Raw genomic sequence first — 17,243 nt, 5'->3', positions numbered from 1 at the left:
CCGCCTTTCGCTTCGGAGCTATTATAGCATTATCGCTATTAATTTTAAACGTTTTTTCCACATCTATTTAGATAAATTTCAAGTTTTTTCACCCTGGATTCGTTTTGAAAATGTTTCCTTTGGGTAGTATCGCCCGACGATTTATGCTAGAATCTTCACGGGTGATTCAAATGAATAAAAAAGCAATGTCGCTGGCGCTGGCCGGCCTGCTGATGCTGGGCGGCTGTCAAAGCAAGCCGAAGGAGCCGGAGCTGACGCGTTATTCCAATATGGCGCTGGACGCCGGCTTCGACACGGTGATGACGTTAACCGGATTTACTGAAAACGAAGAACAGTTCAATCAGTATTTCGCTGAAATGAAGCAGCTGTTTCTCCACTACAACGCATTGTTTGACGTCTATAACGATTACGACGGATTAAACAACATCAAGACGATCAACGACAACGCCGGGATCGAACCGGTCAGCGTCGATCCGGAAATTATCGAGCTGCTCAAGACGGCAAAAGAATTTTATGATTTATCCAACGGCGAGTTTGACGTCACGATGGGCGCGGTACTCAAGATCTGGCATACTTATCGCGAGGAAGGCATCGCGTTAAACAACGAAGGCCAGCTGGGCAAAGTGCCGCCGCTTGCCGAATTGGAGAGCGCAAAAGCGTGCACCGGCTGGGATAAAGTGGAAATCGACGAGATCGCCGGCACGGTCTATCTGAATCAGAGCTGCGCTTCCTTAGACGTCGGCGGAATCGCCAAGGGCTTCGCGGCCGGCAAGGTCCAGCAGAAGCTGATCGAAGCGGGGCTGGTTCACGGCACGGTCGACGCCGGCGGCAACATCTGCACGATCAACGACAAGCCCGACGGTCAGCAATGGCGCGTCGGCATCCGCAATCCATCCGGCAACGGCTCGCTGGCGGTCGTCACGCTGCCCGGCTCCGCGGCGTTTGTCTCCAGCGGCGACTACGAACGTTTCTACGGTGCCGAGGACGGCAAGCTCTATCATCACATCATCGACCCGCAGACGCTGTTTCCGGCGACCTATTACCATCAGGTCACGATCGTCACGGAAAATTCCGGCTACGCCGACGCGCTGTCGACGGCGCTGTTCACAATGAGCTATGACGACGGTCTGGCTCTGATCGACCGCTTCCGCCAGACCTATCCCGATCAGCCAATCGAGGTCATGTGGGTCATGGATCCCGACCAGGTTCCTTCGGGCGTCAACAGCGTCATGTCGGGCGAATATGCCGTTGTCATGACGGATTCGATGAAAGATTATCTCGCGCAATAAACATTTTTGTCCTTACGATAGGATCCGGTCTTCCTGAGGAAGCCGGATTTTTATTTTCTTCCGCGCTGGAATTTTAGTCATTCCCGTTGATTTGTCCGTTTTTTTCCCGGCTCTTTTTGTGTAAACTAAAACTCTGGAAAATCTGAACTGAAGGAAAGAGGGAACACCATGAAAACGAAGAAATCGAAGCCGGCGGTTTCCCCGCTGGCCTACAAGCTGATTCTCAGCGCGGGAATCGCCCTGCTTCTCATCAGCATTCATTATTCTTATTTTTCACCGGCCGGTTATGGCGACTGGATGCTGGGCGCGCTGGCGGCGTTAATCAACAGTCTGATCTGGGGACTGCGGGCGCCCTGGGACAAGCTTGCCGGTCAACTGTGCACGCTGCTGTACTTCCTGTATATTGCCGGCCAGAGCTTATATTACCGCTTATTCGGTCAGTACATTTTCTTATCGACCGCCATCGGCCTGCGCAGCGAGGCCACGCAAAATCTCGGGGCCGGTTTCAGCGCCGTGCTGCCGCAGGACTGGCAGTTTCTGATCGCCCTGATCCTGATCTTTCTGCTTTTAACAACGCTGAAGCCGCAGCCAGCACCGGACGGAAAGCGACGGATGAAATTTTTTTTGGGCGCTTTCATCTGGCTGGGTTTGAGCATGGCATGCAGCCTTGTGTTTTACGGCAAGCTCAACGCTGAGGAAGCCGACAAATTTTACTACACTTATTCTGATCAATACCTATACGAACACGTCAGTTCTCCCCGCCAATTTGTTGAGCTGTTCGGCCCTGAAGCATTCTTCCTGCGTGATCTGAAGCTCAACCAGCTCGAGCCGCTGCGCTTCCGTTCGCAAAAGCGTCAGGCACAGGAAGAAATTGCGGCTTATCTCCAATCCGCTCCGGCCCAGCCCAACGCGCAAACGGGCTTGTTCAAAGGCAAAAATCTGATTTTCTTTGAAGCGGAGTCGCTGACTCAGGCGGTCATTGATCCCCTTCTGACGCCGACGCTCTATCAGCTCCAGCAAAAGGGCTATAACTTTGTGAATTACACTGCGCCCCTGCTTCAAGGCTCAACCAGCGACGCGGACTTCATGCTGAACCTCAGTTTGATGCCCAACAACGAAGGCGTGATCGCGATGCAGCAATACGCGGACAACACCTATCCGGTTTCCCTGGCGAAAGGATTGGCCAGCCAGGGCTATTCCGCCATCGCCGCGCATAACGGAACGAAGGAATTTTACAACCGCGATCAATTCTATGCGCAGATCGGCTATGAAGATTTCTGGGATCTGGGCGTTTTGGGGCCGGAATATGGCACCTCCGACGCCGTATGCATGGAAATTATCGAGTGGATGATCGACGATTCGCAGCCGTTTTTCCTCTACGACATCACTTACAGCGGCCATCAGGGCTATGAACAATCCGATTTAACGGATCACAATGCCGAAACTGCCCGGGAATACGCCGCCAGCTATGCAAAGGTCAGCCAGCGCTATCCGCAGCTGGACGAACAGGTCAAAGTTTATCTCGCCAAAAGCATGAGTCTGGATCTGGCCGTCGCCTCCGTGATCGATCATTTTCAGCAGAAAGGCACGCTTGATCAGCTCGTCATCGCGGTTGCCGGCGATCACCGGGCCAAAGGTTTTTCCGAAACGGTCATCGAACAGACCGCAAAACAGCTGGCTACTCACGGCTCGCTGGAAGAGGTGCCGTTCTTCGTGTGGTCACCTTTGATAGAAGGTCAGACGATTGAAAAACCCGGCACCGATATCGACGTCCTGCCAACCTTATTTAATCTCTTTGCGATTGACGTTCAGCCGGAACTGATCATGGGACATGATTTCTTTGATCCCCGCTATCCGGGATATGCCGACGACGACCGCCAGATTCTGACCAACAATTACCGTTATGACAAGCAAACCCGAGAATTCAGCGATCTGAACATTCCGCTGCAGCAGGCGATGGAAGAAAACGAACATTGGCTGCGAATTCACGAAATCGCCAATTTGATTTTAAAATATGATTATTTCGCAGAATAGCTTGGGCTTCAGCCCAGCGGCGATGATCGGTCTGCGCTGTTTCAGACCGTTTGTCAATGGAAAAAAATCCGTTCTGTTCTATGCAGCCTGAAAATCATGCCTGCGCATAAAAAAAAGTGAAACCTTTCGGCATTCACTTTTTTATTCTTTATTTGTGCTGCTTTGCTGATTTCTTTCATCAAACTGAGAAATCGAGAAAGTCCCAGACTTAGTTCTTGCCCAGCAGGCGGAACATGTTTTTCTTATAGACTTCGACGCCCGGCTGATTGAACGGATTGACGTTGAGAAGATAAACGCTGACGGCGCAGGCTTTGAAGAAGAAGTAGCACATATAGCCGAAGGTTTCTTCCTTCATGTCCGGCATCGTGATGATCAGATTCGGCACATTGCCGGTGACTTCATGCGCTTCCAGCGTGCCCTGGCATGCCATCTTATTGACCCAGTCCAGGCTTTTGCCGGCCAGATAGTTCATGTTATCCAGATTTTCCCCGTCGCTTGGGAACGTGCCGTCCAGCGTCGGAGTCTCCACTAACAGCAGCGTTTCATAAAGCATTTTCTTGCCTTCCTGAATAAACTGGCCTAACGAATGCAGGTCGGTCGAGAACGTCGCGCTGCATGGCAGAATGCCCTTGCCTTCCTTGCCTTCGGATTCGCCGAACAGCTGCTTCCACCACTCGGCGATCATCGCCATCTGCGGTTCATAGGTGACCAACATTTCCGCATCCTTGCCCTGATTCTCCAGAATCCGGCGGGCAACGGCGTACTGATACGCCGGATTGACATGCAGATCCGGGTTCTTCAGATCTTCATACGCCTGGGCAAAGCCCTTCATGACCGCGTCGATATCAATCCCCGCCAGCGCCATCGGCAGTAAGCCGACCGCTGTCAAAACGGAATAGCGGCCGCCGATATCGTCCGGAATGACAAACGTTTCGTAGCCTTCCTTATCCGCCAGTTCTTTCAGAGTGCCGCGCGCCTTGTCGGTCGTCGCCAGAATCCGCTTCCGGCATTCTTCCTTGGAATATTTCTTTTCCATCAACTGCTTCAGCATTCTGAACGCCATCGCCGTTTCGGTCGTCGTGCCGGATTTGGAAATGACGTTAAGAACGATTTCCTTATCCTGAATATACGCTTCCACCTGCTTGAAATACGTGCTGGAGAACGTATTGCCGATGAAGATGACTTCCGGTCTGGCCTGACAATACAGCCCGCGCATCATCTCAATCGCTGCCCGCGCGCCCAGATATGAGCCGCCGATGCCGCATACCAGCAGCACGTCGCACTGGCCTTCCAGCCGTTTGGCCGCCGCCTTGATTCTTTCAAATTCTTCATGGTCATAGCTGTTCGGCCATTCGACCCAGCCGACGAAATCGTTGCCCGCGCCGCTCTTTTCATGCAGCTGGGTATGTGCCAGCGTTACCGCTTGTTGATAATCGAAAATGTTTTCCTGCAGATGCGCATGCGAAGTGTCAAATTTGATCATACTGTTTCTCCTTTATTTGCTTCCTCGATCCAGCGGTCCAGGTTTTCGGCCAGCGACCGGAATCCAATTTTCATGACTGGCAGACGACTGGCCTTCCCCCGCCCGCGTTCCTTGCGGAATGCCGTGGGATGCAGCGCTTTTAAGGACAGCCGCGCCTGATGCGTAGACTTGTCAAAATCAATAATTTTAACCTTCACGCGATCATGGACATGAACGAAATGATTAACGTCCTTAACGAAGCCCTCCGAGATTTCCGAGATGTGAATCAGTCCTGACGTTTCCTCATCCAGACTGACAAACGCCCCATAAGGCTGAATCCCGGTGATCGTTCCCTCCACGATTTGTCCGATTCGATACTGCATAGACGCCTCCAATCTTTTTTTATTATATCACCTCCTTGCGTTTTTGTGATATACTAATTCTCGAGGTGAGCACCATGCTTCAACAGATGTATCCGTTCTGGGCTGCGATTGTAGCCAATTTAACAGCGCAGCTGCTTAAGCCCGTTATCCGCTACATACGAACCCGGGATTGGGACTGGCATCTCGCCTTGGAAAGCGGCGGTTTTCCCAGCTCGCATACCTCGACGGTAGCGGCGCTGACGCTGGCCGTCGGGATCACGGATAATTTTTCGTCGACGTTATTTGCCGTCACGCTGATGTTTTCGCTGATCGTCGCTTACGACGCCGCCAACGTCCGTTATTATGCCGGACAGAACATCCGGATTACGCAGCAGCTGATCAAGGATATCCAGATTCTGACGCAGACCCGTCTGGACGATCCGATTTATCTGACCAAGGTCAAGGAAGTGCTGGGACACAAATGGATTGAAGTCTTCGGCGGGATTATCCTCGGCTTAATCATCGCCGGGCTGATGTATTTTATAAGATAAGGTGATAAATTATGGAAACCATGGAAACTCAAGTTAAAAATGTTATTGAAAAGATCCGTCCGTATATTCAGCGCGACGGCGGCGACGTGGAATTCGTCAGTCTGGAAGACGGCATTGTCACCGTTAAAATGCTGGGCGCCTGTTCCGAATGTCTGTCGTTAGACGCGACGCTGAAGGATGGGATCGAAGCGATTCTTCTCGATGAAGTTCCCGGCGTAACGGAAGTCCACATGGCGCCTTCCGAGCCGTTGTTCTTCTAATTGCAGCGATACAGGCAAAAAACCGCAGATGCGGTTTTTTTATTGGCTTCTCCCCTTCAAGATATCCCTGACGTTTAACGAATCAGGCAAGCTGGCCGACCATCAGCTGCGGAATCTGCCCCTGCACAATTTGCATAACCAGCGGAATCTTAACTTCAATCTGTTGGGGATCGAGCAGAAACGGGCTGATCACCAACATCTCCACGCTGATCTTCAAGTCGATTTCCAACAGGGTGCTGTTGATGCCATAGGCCGTGGACACGGCGTCGATCTGCCCAACCAGACTGTTGACGGCACGCATCCGGATGTCAATCGAAGGTCCGACGTTTGCCAGCAGCACCGATCCGGTCAGCATCCCGACCGGCAGAGAATAAATGATGCCCTTATCGTAATAAACAAGATGGGTGTGCGGGTCCGTTTCCCCTTCTTCCGCAGCATTCAGCGATTCCTGAGCGGCGTCCAGCGACAGGCTCATCAATTCATTCATCCGCTGCGTATCATAAACGATATCCGTAATGTTGCCCTGCCCATCCCGCTGTACCCGGATCAGATCTTCCGTTTTCAAATTCAGCGAATCGACCGCCCGCTTAATCACGGACGAGGCTGCATTGCGGACTTCACTGGCAGCGACTTTCTCAACATGCGGCTTAAGCAGCGCGTTGATCTGACTGAGCGTCCGGTTGCCCAGCCAAACCAGCGCCGCGGCGATCACGACGAGCGCCAGCCAGCGCCGGTTCCTATCCCGTTTCCGTTTTTTCATGCATCACCTTCAGCAGCGCTTCCTTCCCGCTCATTCCTATATATATTCCCAAGCGGGCGGCGGTTGACGTCATCGCTGTAATTTTTCCGTTTAACAGTCCGTCTTTTCCCGGTTTCAGCACCTGAAAGGCTGCGATTTGTTTTGTTTCCAGAACGTTCAGGTCCCAGCTTTCATCAACCAGCACCGCCTTTGTACAGACGATCATCCGACAGGTCCAGCGCGGCAGAAACAGCGTGATATCCATGAACCGATACGCCTCGATTTCCAATGTTTTTAACTCGATCATAGCCCAGCCTCCTCCCCTATCAGTATAGAGAAAGATTGAAATTTGGTGCGTTCCTTTTTTCGAAGCGGCAGAGGAAAAGCGAGGTGCTTCAGCCTGGCCATTCCCGATCGAATTTCGAAAAGAAAAACGACGAAACCAGGGCCACCCCGCCCCCCTCACTGTGAAAAATCAGGCATCCAGCCGCGAATTCAGGACTTTAACAAATTCCCGCCGCCTTTATCGCTGATAATCGTCTTGACTCATCCCCTCACTTTCAGACTCGCAATGATGCGTACATCCAAATAACGCTGATTGGGAAAACAGAAAATCTGCGGATCAATGTTTTTTGGAAGCGCTGAACTTGGAATTTTAAAACACAGTGTTGAAGATTGAATCTCTGTTCAAAGGGAATTTTTTATTTTTTCCGACTTCCCTGCGCTCTTGCCGCACAACGGATAGGTTTCCGTAAAAATTCAGCTGATGATTTCACAATCGTTCAGTCCGTTTTCGCCATTTTCTTCTTCACTGAATTCGTAATCGTTGATCGACGAACAATCAAGAAATTCTGAAATGGTCATACTCAAACCGTTAGCCAGCCGATGCATCGTCTGCAATCCCGGACTTTTTGTGTGGCAATGCACAATGTTCTGAATCGTGGACATACTGACCCCGGAGATTTTGGATAATTCATACAATGAAACATCCCCGCGTTTGTGACATACGTCAAAAATCCGCTGTGAAATGAACTCCGCATATTTATCCTCGCTCATGTTTTTCACCTTCTTTTTGTCATAATAACAGGATGAGTTTCCAATTACTGCCATATTCGGTTATAACTCGTTGATTCTGAATTCAGGTTTTTCAGGCATTTTCGCTCCTTTTGCCCCGTGATTCAGCGTCGCTGAAACCTTGCTTTTTTCATCTATTTGTACCGGGCATAAAAAAAGTGAACTGGCTTCGGGATTTCCCGTATTCATGTTCACTTTGATTTCCGGTTATAAACGGATTCCGATTTTTGTCAGATTTGAACGATGTTAATAATTCTTAACTTCCTGTTCAAAATAAGCCTGCGGATGAAAGCAGACCGGACAGACCTTCGGCGCCTGCTGAGTGGTGACCGTATATCCGCAGTTGCGGCATTTCCAGACGATCGGTTCCGCTTTTGCAAAGACTGTTTTGTTTTCCACGTTGCCCAATAACGCCAGATACCGCTCCTCATGTCCTTTTTCAATTTTGGCGATCTCGCTCATCAGCCGGGCGATTTCGGTAAACCCTTCCTGTTTCGCGGTTTCAGCGAATTCCCTGTACATTTCCGTCCATTCGTAGTTTTCTCCATTGGCCGCATCCTTCAGATTGATCGGCGTCTCCTGGATCTTGCCGCCATGCAAAAACTTATACCACAGCTTGGCATGGGCGTTTTCATTCGCTGAGGTTTCCTCAAAAATGCCCGCGATCTGACCATAGCCATCCTTGCGTGCCTGATCGGCGTAATACGCGTACTTTACCCGCGCCTGACTTTCTCCGGCAAACGCCGTCCATAAATTTTGTTCTGTTTTTGATCCTTTTAATTCCATGTTACCATTTCTCCTTTCCGGCATGGATCGCAATTTCCGCACGAATCATCTGCCGCAGCAGCACCGCTTGTCTTAACGCCAGATCGAATGTCTGAATACAGCCGGGATCCAGCTGATCGGCGATGCCTTTTTCTGCTAAGCGCACCTGATGCTCAGCGACGGCCGCCAATTCCGTAAGCAGACTGTTGGTCAAATGGCTGCGGGTGATCTTTTCCGTTTCCTCATGAGGCAGCGTGCGGAAGCGCGAAGCGTCCGCATGACATTTCGGACAATCGTCCCGAATGAATTCCGAGTCCAGAATCAAGCCGCAGACCTCGCATTTTTTTAACATAAGCTTCCTCCTTATCCTATTTCTATTGTCCAGTATGCCCATGTCCGGCTGGGTCAATCAGACCTCCGCTTTAAAATCGAGCTTTTTCTATGTGACTGCGTTTTTTTCTCAATTTCCCCCTTTTTTTTTCAATCATGTCCGACATTCTTTGATTTTTTTCTTCATTTTTATGATTTTTTTAACATTTTTATTGACTCCGATCAAATTTGGAATAAAATTAAACCATGTTTTCAGGAGGATGAGTTATGAAAATCACAGATCCGTTTGACGAATTTGGCTGCCTGCTGTTTGATGAAACGCTGATGCAGGAGCGGCTTCCGTATCCGATCTACAAGCGTTGGAAAGAAACCGTCGCCAAAGAAGATTCCCTGGACCGCAATACCGCCGACGCGATTGCGCATGCGATGAAGCGCTGGGCACAGGAAAACGGCGCCACGCACTTTACGCATTGGTTCCAGCCGATGACCGGCTCTACCGCAGAAAAACACGATTCCTTTATCGAACCGGATGAAAATGGTCAGCCGTTAGTTCGTTTTTCGGGCAAGTCGCTGATCAAAGGCGAACCGGACGCATCCAGCTTTCCCAGCGGTGGTCTGCGCGCGACCTTTGAAGCCCGCGGCTACACGTATTGGGACTGCACCTCGCCAGCCTTTATCCGTGACAACGTGCTGTGTATTCCAACCGTCTTTGTTTCCTATAACGGCGAATCGCTTGATAAAAAAGCGCCGTTATTGAAATCCATTGAGGCGATCAGCGCCGCGGCCACCCGGATTGTCAATATCTTCGGGGATAAAGATGTAAAACGTGTCATTCCGATGGTTGGTCTGGAACAGGAATACTTTTTGATTGACAAACGTTATTTTGAGCGGCGCCAGGATCTGGTGCTGACCGGACGGACGCTGTTTGGTGCAATGCCGGCCAAAGGACAGGAGCTGGAAGATCATTACTTCGGAAGTATTCCGTTCCACGTCGCCGCTTTTATGAAAGAGGTCAATCAGGAACTGTGGAAATTGGGGATTTACGCCAAAACTGAACACAACGAAGTCGCGCCATGCCAGTTTGAAATTGCACCGATCTTCAGCAACGTCAACATTGCGGTGGATCAGAATCAGCTGACAATGGACGTATTGCGCAAAACCGCAGATAAGCATGGCTTCGCCTGCCTGCTTCATGAAAAACCGTTTGCCGGGATCAACGGCTCGGGCAAGCACAACAACTGGTCATTAGTCACCGACGATCGCCAGAACTTATTTGAACCGGGGGATAAGCCGGCTGAAAACATCCGCTTCCTGGTGTTTGTCTGCGCATTTATCAAAGCTGTCGATCAACATGCCGAGCTGCTTCGGATGTCATCCTCCGGCGCCGGCAACGACCACCGTTTAGGCGCCAATGAAGCTCCGCCGGCAATCATTTCAATCTATTTGGGCAGTTACATCGAAAACGTCCTAAACTCCCTGAAGGGTGCGGGGCAAACGATCGAGGATCAACAGGACAGTTCATTTACGCCGATCAGCGGTCTTTCATATATTCCCAAGGACAACACGGACCGCAACCGGACTTCGCCGCTGGCCTTCACCGGCAATAAATTTGAGTTCCGGATGCTGGGTTCATCCCTGTCTGCCTCGTTTGCCAACGTCGTGCTCAATACAATCACTGCCGATGTGCTCAACGAAATCGCCGGGCAGCTTTCGGATTTAAAATACAAGCAGGACATCCGCGCCCGCGCCCTGGAAATTTGTACGCAGATTTTAAAAGATCACGAACGGATTCTGTTCTCCGGCGACGGTTATTCCCAAGAGTGGGTCGCCGAAGCCAAACGCCGCGGATTGCCAAATATTCCATCGTTTATCGAATCGGTCAGCGCCCTGACCTCACCGAAAACTGTCGAGCTGTTTACGCGCAATCACATCTTTACGGAAAAGGAACTGAGCGCCCGCAGCGAGATTATGAACGAGCAGTATGTGAAGATTTCCGAGATTGAAGCCAAGGTTCTGATTGACATGACGCGTACGGAAATCCTGCCGCTTGTCACCCGGGAAATCCAGTCGCTGGCTTCGACACTGCGGGCGCTGGATCAGCCGGCTTCCTATTTCAGAAAGCAGCTGGCCCACTTAAATGAACTGATGGACCGAATGGATAAAGGCGCTGAACGTCTCGAAAGCAAACTGAAAGAGATCGACGGCGTCGGCGACTATCATGAGCGCGGCATTCGCTTCTATTATGAAGCTGCTCCGCTGATGCAGCAGCTTCGCAGCGCGATTGACGAGCATGAAACAGTTTTTGATAAAAAACAATACACATTGCCAACCTACGAAGATATCTTATTTCACAGCAATTAACTCGTTCCAGGGATCCGGATTGGATCCCTTTTCTTTATATAGTCCTTATATAGTTCTTGCCGCACCAGATGCTGCGTCGTTCCTCAAAAAAAACGGGCGAAACGCCCGTTAAAGCATATCGTCCGATCGGATATTCTTTTCTTTCAGCCGGCTGCTGACAAATCCGCGGACGACGACATAGAGAACCGCAAACACCGGCACGCCCAGAAACATGCCGAGAATGCCGAACATCCCGCCGCCGACGATAATCGAAAACATGACCCACAAGCTTGGCAGGCCCAGCTGATCGCCCAGAATCATCGGGCCGAGGATATTGCCGTCAAACTGCTGCAGAAGCAGGACGAAGACCGCGAAGATCAGCGAGTAAATCGGATCGACGATAAACAGGATAAAGATGCCCGGCACCGCGCCGATAAACGGGCCAAACACCGGAATCATGTTCGTCAGACCAACGATAAAGCTGATCAGCACCGCAAACGGCAGCCGCATGATCAACATGCCGATGAAGCAGATCAAGCCGATGATCAGCGAATCAATCATTTTCCCAATGATGAAGCTGTTGAACATCCGCGACGTCAGCCGGCTCAGCTGAATCAGCGACTCCACCCGGTTTTTTGGCAGAATCGCATAAGCCAGCTTTTTAAACTGTTCTGTAAATCGTTCTTTTTCCAACAGGATATAGACTGCGATAATCACCGCGATAAAGAAATTGAACGTCTGGCGGACAAACAGCCAGGAATAATTCAAGATCTTCGGCACGTAATCCTTAGCCATTCCCAGCATGGATTCCAGCAGCGCTTCGCTGGAATTAAATAGGATTTCCAGCCAGCCGGTTTTAAAGCCCAAACCTTCCGTAATTTCGTTCAGCAGCGTATTGGCTTTGCCCAGATAATCACTGAGTTGCGTCGACAAGGTCATAACGCTTTCCAACAGCTGCGGAATTAAAATCGCCATAAAGCTGATGAGTACGATGAACAGGAAAATGATCGCCGCCGCAACGCCGATTTTACGCTTGCTTGCCGGTTTCATTTTTGATTTTGCCAGCCATTTCTTTTCCACTCGGGCCGTTACCGGCGCCAATAAAAACGCCAACGCAAAGCCGAGGATAAACGGAAGCAGAATGCCGAGGATATTGCCCAGAAATTCCTTAAGCTGCGGAAATTTTGTGATCAGAAAATAAAAACCCAATAGTAAAATGCCCGAACAAGTCAGGGCCAGGATATTCTCTTTGGTTTGTTCTTTAAATTTAAATTTCATGGTGTGATCTCCCTTACTGTTATTTTAACATACTCGACCCTTTTCTATATTTAAAATTCTATTAAATTAACGTAGTTTATGATAAAATAAAAATGTAACTTAAGGAGGAAATTATTCATGAGAGGTATTTTATTAATTAGCCATGGTCAGTATGCAGAAGCTTTCAAAGGTTCTCTGAAAATGATCGCGGGCGAAGTTACAAATCTGTATTCCTGCTGCCTGCTGCCAACGGATGGCCCGGAACAGTTCAAGGAAAAACTGAACGCGCTGAAGCCGGAGTTGGACAAGTACGACGAAGTTCTGGTCTTTGCGGATCTGTTCGGCGGTTCCCCATGCAACACAACATTTGTTGAATTCGCGACGAATCCAAAATTCCATTTCATCGCCGGCATGAACTTCCCGATGGTTCTGACAGCGATTCTGTCGGAAGGCGAAGCGGTTGACAGCCTGATCGCCCAGGGACGCGAAGGCATCGTTGACGTCAAAGCGTTCATGGCCAGCATGAGCTCGGACGAAGACTAATTTACCCTTTATCCTTAAACAAAGAAGGCGGAAAATTTCCGCCTTTTCTTATGCTTCAGATTTCTGATATCCTCCGGAAAAGATCATCAGGAAACGGCCAGTTCCTCATGATAGAGCTGTTGCGCGAGGTTGTGATAATGGTCGTGAATTCGTTCCAGATCGGTCAGCACTTCGCTGAAGACGACGCACAGCGAACCGTCGATCTGTTGGCTGCGCAGCCTTTTAATCTGATCCTGACGGCTTTTCTCACAATACTGGTCCATCTGTTCCTCCAGCTGATCAATATGCTGCAGCGTCTCTGTCCGATGATATTCCTCAATCGCCGGCAGCAGCGCCGCCGTCTGATCCAGAATCAGCCGCAAATCCGCCAGCTCCTGATGTGCTTCCGGGGTCATCTTCTGTTTCTCTTTCAGAATTTGGGAGGCATGTTCCGATAAATTGACAACATGATCGCCCATCCGCTCCAAATCGCTGTTGATTTTAAACAAAACGTTTAACCGTCGGGAGTCCTCAACGTTCATCCGGGCTGTCGCCACATAGGGAATAGCGTCAATAATCTTACGGTGCATTGCGTCGATCTCGCTTTCCTGCGCCAGAATCTTCTCTTTATCCCATTCCAGTGTCGTCAAACCGCGAAAGGCTTCATCCAAGCTGGACTGCACTAGAGTATACATCCGGTTCAGCAGTTCGCTGATCTCATGCAGCGAAATCGTCACATTGCCCAGGCGCTGCTCCGGGATGCGCGTGATTTCAATCGCCGGCGCCGGCGTTTCTTTCTCCTGCGGCAAAAGCTTCATCGACAAAGCGGCCAAACCATTCCCCAGCGGAAGCAGAACCAGGGTAGTTACAACGTTGAACAGCGTGTGAAAGTTTGCGATCTGCGCCGCCGGATTGGCCGGCGTCCACTGCCCGATCCATGCGGTCAGCGGCAGCGCCAGCACCGCAACGGAGAACAACAGCGCCCCGCCGATGTTGAATAACAGATGAACCAAGGCAACCCGCTTCGCGTTCCGGCTGGAGCTTAACGACGAGAGCACCGCCGTGATGCATGTTCCAATGTTCATCCCGAACAGAATAAAGACGGAGTGCTGCAGCGTAATCAGGCCATTGTTGGCCAGTGTCTGTAAGATGCCGATGGAAGCGCTGGAGCTTTGGATGATCGCCGTAAAAAGCGCGCCGGTCAGAACCGCAATGATCGGATTATTAAACGCGGTAATTAACGACAGGAACGTCGGATCGTTCCGCAGCGGCGCCATGGCATCGCTCATCATCCCCATGCCAATAAACAGGATACCGAGACCGCCGACAATCATCCCGACCGCGTTGGTCTTTTCTTTTTTCAGGAAGACAACCATAACCACCCCGACCAGGGCAATCGCCGGAGCCGCCGCTCCGATATCCAGAGCGATCAGCTGTCCGGTGATCGTCGTTCCAATATTTGCCCCCATGATCACGCCGACTGCCTGCGGCAGCGTCATTAACCCTGCGTTGACAAAACCAACCGTCATCACCGTCGTTGCACTGGAGCTTTGAATTAAAGCCGTGATCAACGCCCCGACAACGACCCCCATCAACCGGTTTGAAGTCAGGCGTTCCAAAATTGACTGCAGCCGGTCCCCGGCGCACAGTTCCAAGCCGTCGCTCATCATCTTCATCCCGTAAAGAAATAATGCCAAACCGCCCATCAAGGCGATTACAAAACTAAGTTCCATACTTATGCAATAACCCTTTCCTCATATAAGCAAGCCTATTATAAAGGAAAAATCGGAACCCTGCTCAACAGAATTGTTAAGATTCCGTTAACAGGGATTCCTTTTATCATTTTAACTGGAATGGATTAAAGTTCCCGTACCCGGCCAAAATAAAAGTGATGTCCGAAGACACCACTTTTGAGAGTTTTGATATTAAGCCAGAACTCCGAAGAAAGCCAGAACGATAGCGAATAAGACAACAACCAGAATCAACTTGTTGGAGTTCATCCACTTCTTGCCCAGCATCCAGTAGCACAGAGCTGCGAATAATGCAGGGAACAATGCAGGCATGATGCTGTCAGCATATTTCTGCAGGTTGAATTCGTTAAACATTTCTTCGCCTGTTTCAGGGTCAATGCCTAAGCTCATTTTCAGAGTAGCCAGAGGGAACTTAACGTTCAGCGCGATCATGCCGCCGACAACCGTCAGGCCCAGGACAGAAGCAGCTTCCGTCAGAGCATTCATTGTGCCGGACAGGGAAGTAACCAGCTTAACGCCTTGTTCGTAGCCCATGTCAAACATCTTTGTACGGAATAACAGGACGGCAACCATCCAGATTTCCCAAATTGCGATACCTAAAGCATTGCCTTCCAGAGCCATTGTCGCTGCGATAGATCCGAAAACCGCACCAGCGATCATACCGAAGATTGTATCACCGATACCAGCGAATGGTCCCATCAACGCTGTCTTAATCGAAGCGGCGACGTCCAGACCAGAACCAGTTTCAGCTGTCTGTTCTTCGATAGCGATATTCATACCAACAATGATATCACCCATTGCAGGCTGTGTGTTGAAGAATACGGAATGTGTTCTCAACGCCTTCTGCTTCAGCTCAGGACGATCGCCATACAGCTTGTCGATAACCGGCAGCATAGTGGTCAGGTAGCCCAAGCCCTGCATACGTTCATAGTTCCAGCCGATCTGAGAGTTCCAGATCCAGCGCAGATTCAGACTTCTTAATTCCTTCTTAGTGAACTTCTTACTATTCGTCATAATCGTCGTCGCCTCCCTGTGCAGCGCCTGCAGCTAACTTAGCAGTAGCATTCTGATAAGTGATCAAAGCTGCGGCTGTACCGATCAAGGCAATACCCAGAATCGGCATATTGATATAAGCGGCTAATACGAAGCCCAGGATAATGAACTGCGGCTTCTTCAGAACTGGCAGGTAACGCATCAAGATTGCGAAACCAACGACTGGCAGCAATCCACCAGCGAACTTGAAGCCGTTCATGATGAATGCCGGAATGATCTTGATCAGATTGTCAACGACGCCCTGGCCAGCAACCAGCAGTAACAGAACAGGCAATCCGCGGGACAGGCCCCAAGGAATGATGCCTAATGTGTTCATCAGCGCGATACCCTTTGTGTTGTCTTCTTCAACATACTTGTCAGCGATGTGCTGGAATGCAGTGTTGGAGAAACGAGCCAGGATGTCCAACTGTGTGAATAATGCAGCTAATGCGATACCGATTGAAGAAGCCATTGCAATCGGGTCAGCGCCGGAAGCAGCGCCTAACGCTGTCGCGATCATACCGGAAGAAGTGATGTTCGGAATCGAAGCACCTCCGTATGTGCCAGCGCCTAACTGAGTCATCTGTAACGTACCACCAACGATCAGGCCATATTTCATATCGCCTACAACAACGCCGGTGAATAAGCATGCAAGAATACAGTTGTTGAAACCGATGTTCCAAGACAAACTATCGACGATGCTCCAAAATGCCCATGCTGTGATCAGCAGGATTTGGATAATACTCAACCCTCCAGACATAAATAGTCCTCCCTTTCTAACCTTTTGTGTCTTTGGTTTTTTCCGGTTGCCCGGATCCTCGAAAACCATTTCAGCCGGGCTGAGATCCGCGTGGCTTCTTACGCGATTTCACAGACCAGATGTAACCGTTTTCTCGATGATTAAATGATACACTAGAAAATGGGATTTGTAAACCCTCAACACATATTTTTCACATAATTCAAAGAAATTTTCACAAAATTTGATGGTTCATTTTCTGTATTAAACACGTGTTAAAATTCATGAAAAAGCCCTGTAAACAAGCTTTATTAGCAATTAATTTCGCTAATTTTTCGAACGGTTAATCCCGTTTTTTTTCTTTGCAAACTTTCACATTTTCTCCCCATGTTTCATAAAATGATTTGTTTTCCAAAGAAAGTTAAGCATTATTTCAGTCTATTCCGCAGCCTTTGGTTTTAGAACTTGAATATAAAAAAAAAGGTTCTATAAATTTTGGTGTTGGTGGAAACCAACGCCTTTTTTTCTTGAGCATAAAAAAAGAGACATAGGTAAGAATTTCCGTTACAATAAAGTTACCACACAATATAGAAAGGAAATCTCACTATGTCCATTACTCATTCTATCGTATCTGTTCTCAATTTAAAAGACCCTCATCTTCATTTCTCTGAGGATTGTGTCTCTTCTCAGTCGATTCGTGGTGTTGACTCCCTTGTCTTTTCCGGCTCGCTTTCTTATG

Annotated in this window: 18 protein-coding genes; 6 read left to right on the top strand and 12 right to left on the bottom strand. The window is 49.6% G+C overall.

The window, feature by feature from the left end:
* The first annotated feature begins 170 nt into the window (after positions 1 to 170).
* Both BQ7364_RS06625 and BQ7364_RS06620 read left to right on the top strand, forming a co-directional pair.
* Complete coding sequence (locus tag BQ7364_RS06625) at positions 171 to 1,289, top strand: FAD:protein FMN transferase (protein WP_072683994.1); 1,119 nt, start codon at positions 171 to 173, stop codon at positions 1,287 to 1,289.
* A 168-nt stretch (positions 1,290 to 1,457) separates the two neighbouring features.
* Positions 1,458 to 3,323: an LTA synthase family protein gene (locus BQ7364_RS06620; RefSeq protein ID WP_072683993.1), complete on the top strand. Its 1,866-nt coding sequence runs from the start codon at positions 1,458 to 1,460 to the stop codon at positions 3,321 to 3,323.
* Between the two features lie 208 nt (positions 3,324 to 3,531).
* Here the strand turns inward: BQ7364_RS06620 and BQ7364_RS06615 are convergent, their stop codons facing one another.
* Complete coding sequence (locus BQ7364_RS06615; protein ID WP_072683992.1) at positions 3,532 to 4,806, bottom strand: glucose-6-phosphate isomerase; 1,275 nt, start codon at positions 4,804 to 4,806, stop codon at positions 3,532 to 3,534.
* Entirely contained in the window at positions 4,803 to 5,168 is a 366-nt protein-coding gene (locus tag BQ7364_RS06610) for a CvfD/Ygs/GSP13 family RNA-binding post-transcriptional regulator (RefSeq protein ID WP_020223945.1), read from the bottom strand. Before BQ7364_RS06610 ends, BQ7364_RS06615 begins: the two co-directional genes overlap by 4 nt.
* Positions 5,169 to 5,242: 74 nt before the next feature.
* Between BQ7364_RS06610 and BQ7364_RS06605 the strand changes: the two genes are divergently transcribed.
* Together BQ7364_RS06605 and BQ7364_RS06600 are read left to right on the top strand one after the other, a co-directional pair.
* Positions 5,243 to 5,698 (top strand): divergent PAP2 family protein, encoded by a 456-nt coding sequence (locus BQ7364_RS06605; RefSeq protein ID WP_006058768.1) that lies wholly within the window; start codon positions 5,243 to 5,245, stop codon positions 5,696 to 5,698.
* An 11-nt stretch (positions 5,699 to 5,709) separates the two neighbouring features.
* On the top strand, positions 5,710 to 5,958 hold the full coding sequence (locus BQ7364_RS06600) for a NifU family protein (protein WP_072683991.1): 249 nt from the start codon (positions 5,710 to 5,712) through the stop codon (positions 5,956 to 5,958).
* 82 nt (positions 5,959 to 6,040) lie between these two features.
* Here BQ7364_RS06600 and yunB read toward each other — a convergent pair whose 3' ends face one another.
* The 6 genes from yunB to BQ7364_RS06575 form a co-directional block, all read right to left on the bottom strand.
* Positions 6,041 to 6,718: a sporulation protein YunB gene (gene yunB, locus BQ7364_RS06595; protein WP_072683990.1), complete on the bottom strand. Its 678-nt coding sequence runs from the start codon at positions 6,716 to 6,718 to the stop codon at positions 6,041 to 6,043.
* Positions 6,696 to 7,004 (bottom strand): DUF1805 domain-containing protein, encoded by a 309-nt coding sequence (locus tag BQ7364_RS06590; RefSeq protein WP_072683989.1) that lies wholly within the window; start codon positions 7,002 to 7,004, stop codon positions 6,696 to 6,698. The genes yunB and BQ7364_RS06590 overlap by 23 nt, the downstream gene beginning before the upstream one ends.
* Positions 7,005 to 7,456: 452 nt before the next feature.
* Positions 7,457 to 7,753, bottom strand: coding sequence for a helix-turn-helix domain-containing protein (locus BQ7364_RS06585; protein ID WP_072683988.1), 297 nt, complete (start codon positions 7,751 to 7,753; stop codon positions 7,457 to 7,459).
* Positions 7,754 to 7,813: 60 nt separating this feature from the next.
* Complete coding sequence (locus tag BQ7364_RS17940) at positions 7,814 to 7,960, bottom strand: hypothetical protein (protein ID WP_159432762.1); 147 nt, start codon at positions 7,958 to 7,960, stop codon at positions 7,814 to 7,816.
* A 57-nt stretch (positions 7,961 to 8,017) separates the two neighbouring features.
* Complete coding sequence (gene rbr, locus BQ7364_RS06580; protein WP_072683987.1) at positions 8,018 to 8,557, bottom strand: rubrerythrin; 540 nt, start codon at positions 8,555 to 8,557, stop codon at positions 8,018 to 8,020.
* Position 8,558: 1 nt separating this feature from the next.
* A complete protein-coding gene (locus BQ7364_RS06575; RefSeq protein ID WP_072683986.1) occupies positions 8,559 to 8,888 on the bottom strand; it encodes a rubredoxin-like domain-containing protein in 330 nt (109 codons plus the stop codon).
* A gap of 245 nt (positions 8,889 to 9,133) precedes the next feature.
* Between BQ7364_RS06575 and BQ7364_RS06570 the strand changes: the two genes are divergently transcribed.
* On the top strand, positions 9,134 to 11,227 hold the full coding sequence (locus tag BQ7364_RS06570) for a glutamine synthetase III family protein (RefSeq protein ID WP_072683985.1): 2,094 nt from the start codon (positions 9,134 to 9,136) through the stop codon (positions 11,225 to 11,227).
* Positions 11,228 to 11,335: 108 nt separating this feature from the next.
* On the opposite strand, the gene BQ7364_RS06565 is transcribed toward BQ7364_RS06570, so the two are convergent.
* The gene (locus BQ7364_RS06565; protein ID WP_072683984.1) at positions 11,336 to 12,484 is read right to left on the bottom strand and encodes an AI-2E family transporter; all 1,149 of its coding nucleotides are present in this window, start codon (positions 12,482 to 12,484) and stop codon (positions 11,336 to 11,338) included.
* A gap of 117 nt (positions 12,485 to 12,601) precedes the next feature.
* Here BQ7364_RS06565 and BQ7364_RS06560 point away from each other — a divergent pair, with 117 nt between their 5' ends.
* Positions 12,602 to 13,006 (top strand): PTS sugar transporter subunit IIA, encoded by a 405-nt coding sequence (locus BQ7364_RS06560; RefSeq protein ID WP_006058758.1) that lies wholly within the window; start codon positions 12,602 to 12,604, stop codon positions 13,004 to 13,006.
* Between the two features lie 86 nt (positions 13,007 to 13,092).
* Here BQ7364_RS06560 and BQ7364_RS06555 read toward each other — a convergent pair whose 3' ends face one another.
* The 3 genes from BQ7364_RS06555 to BQ7364_RS06545 all read right to left on the bottom strand — a co-directional run bounded on the left by BQ7364_RS06555 (position 13,093) and on the right by BQ7364_RS06545 (position 16,528).
* Positions 13,093 to 14,718, bottom strand: coding sequence for a Na/Pi cotransporter family protein (locus BQ7364_RS06555; RefSeq protein ID WP_072683983.1), 1,626 nt, complete (start codon positions 14,716 to 14,718; stop codon positions 13,093 to 13,095).
* A gap of 192 nt (positions 14,719 to 14,910) precedes the next feature.
* Complete coding sequence (locus BQ7364_RS06550) at positions 14,911 to 15,750, bottom strand: PTS system mannose/fructose/sorbose family transporter subunit IID (protein ID WP_072683982.1); 840 nt, start codon at positions 15,748 to 15,750, stop codon at positions 14,911 to 14,913.
* Positions 15,740 to 16,528 carry a PTS mannose/fructose/sorbose/N-acetylgalactosamine transporter subunit IIC gene (locus tag BQ7364_RS06545; RefSeq protein ID WP_072683981.1) on the bottom strand — a complete coding sequence of 263 codons (789 nt, stop codon included), beginning with the start codon at positions 16,526 to 16,528 and terminating at the stop codon, positions 15,740 to 15,742. The genes BQ7364_RS06550 and BQ7364_RS06545 overlap by 11 nt, the downstream gene beginning before the upstream one ends.
* Between the last annotated feature and the right edge of the window lie 715 nt (positions 16,529 to 17,243).

It is taken from the genome of Holdemania sp. Marseille-P2844 (assembly GCF_900120005.1).
In the GTDB taxonomy this organism is placed as follows: Bacteria; Bacillota_I; Bacilli_A; order Erysipelotrichales; family Erysipelotrichaceae; genus Holdemania.
This window is presented reverse-complemented; position numbering and strand designations above follow the sequence as displayed.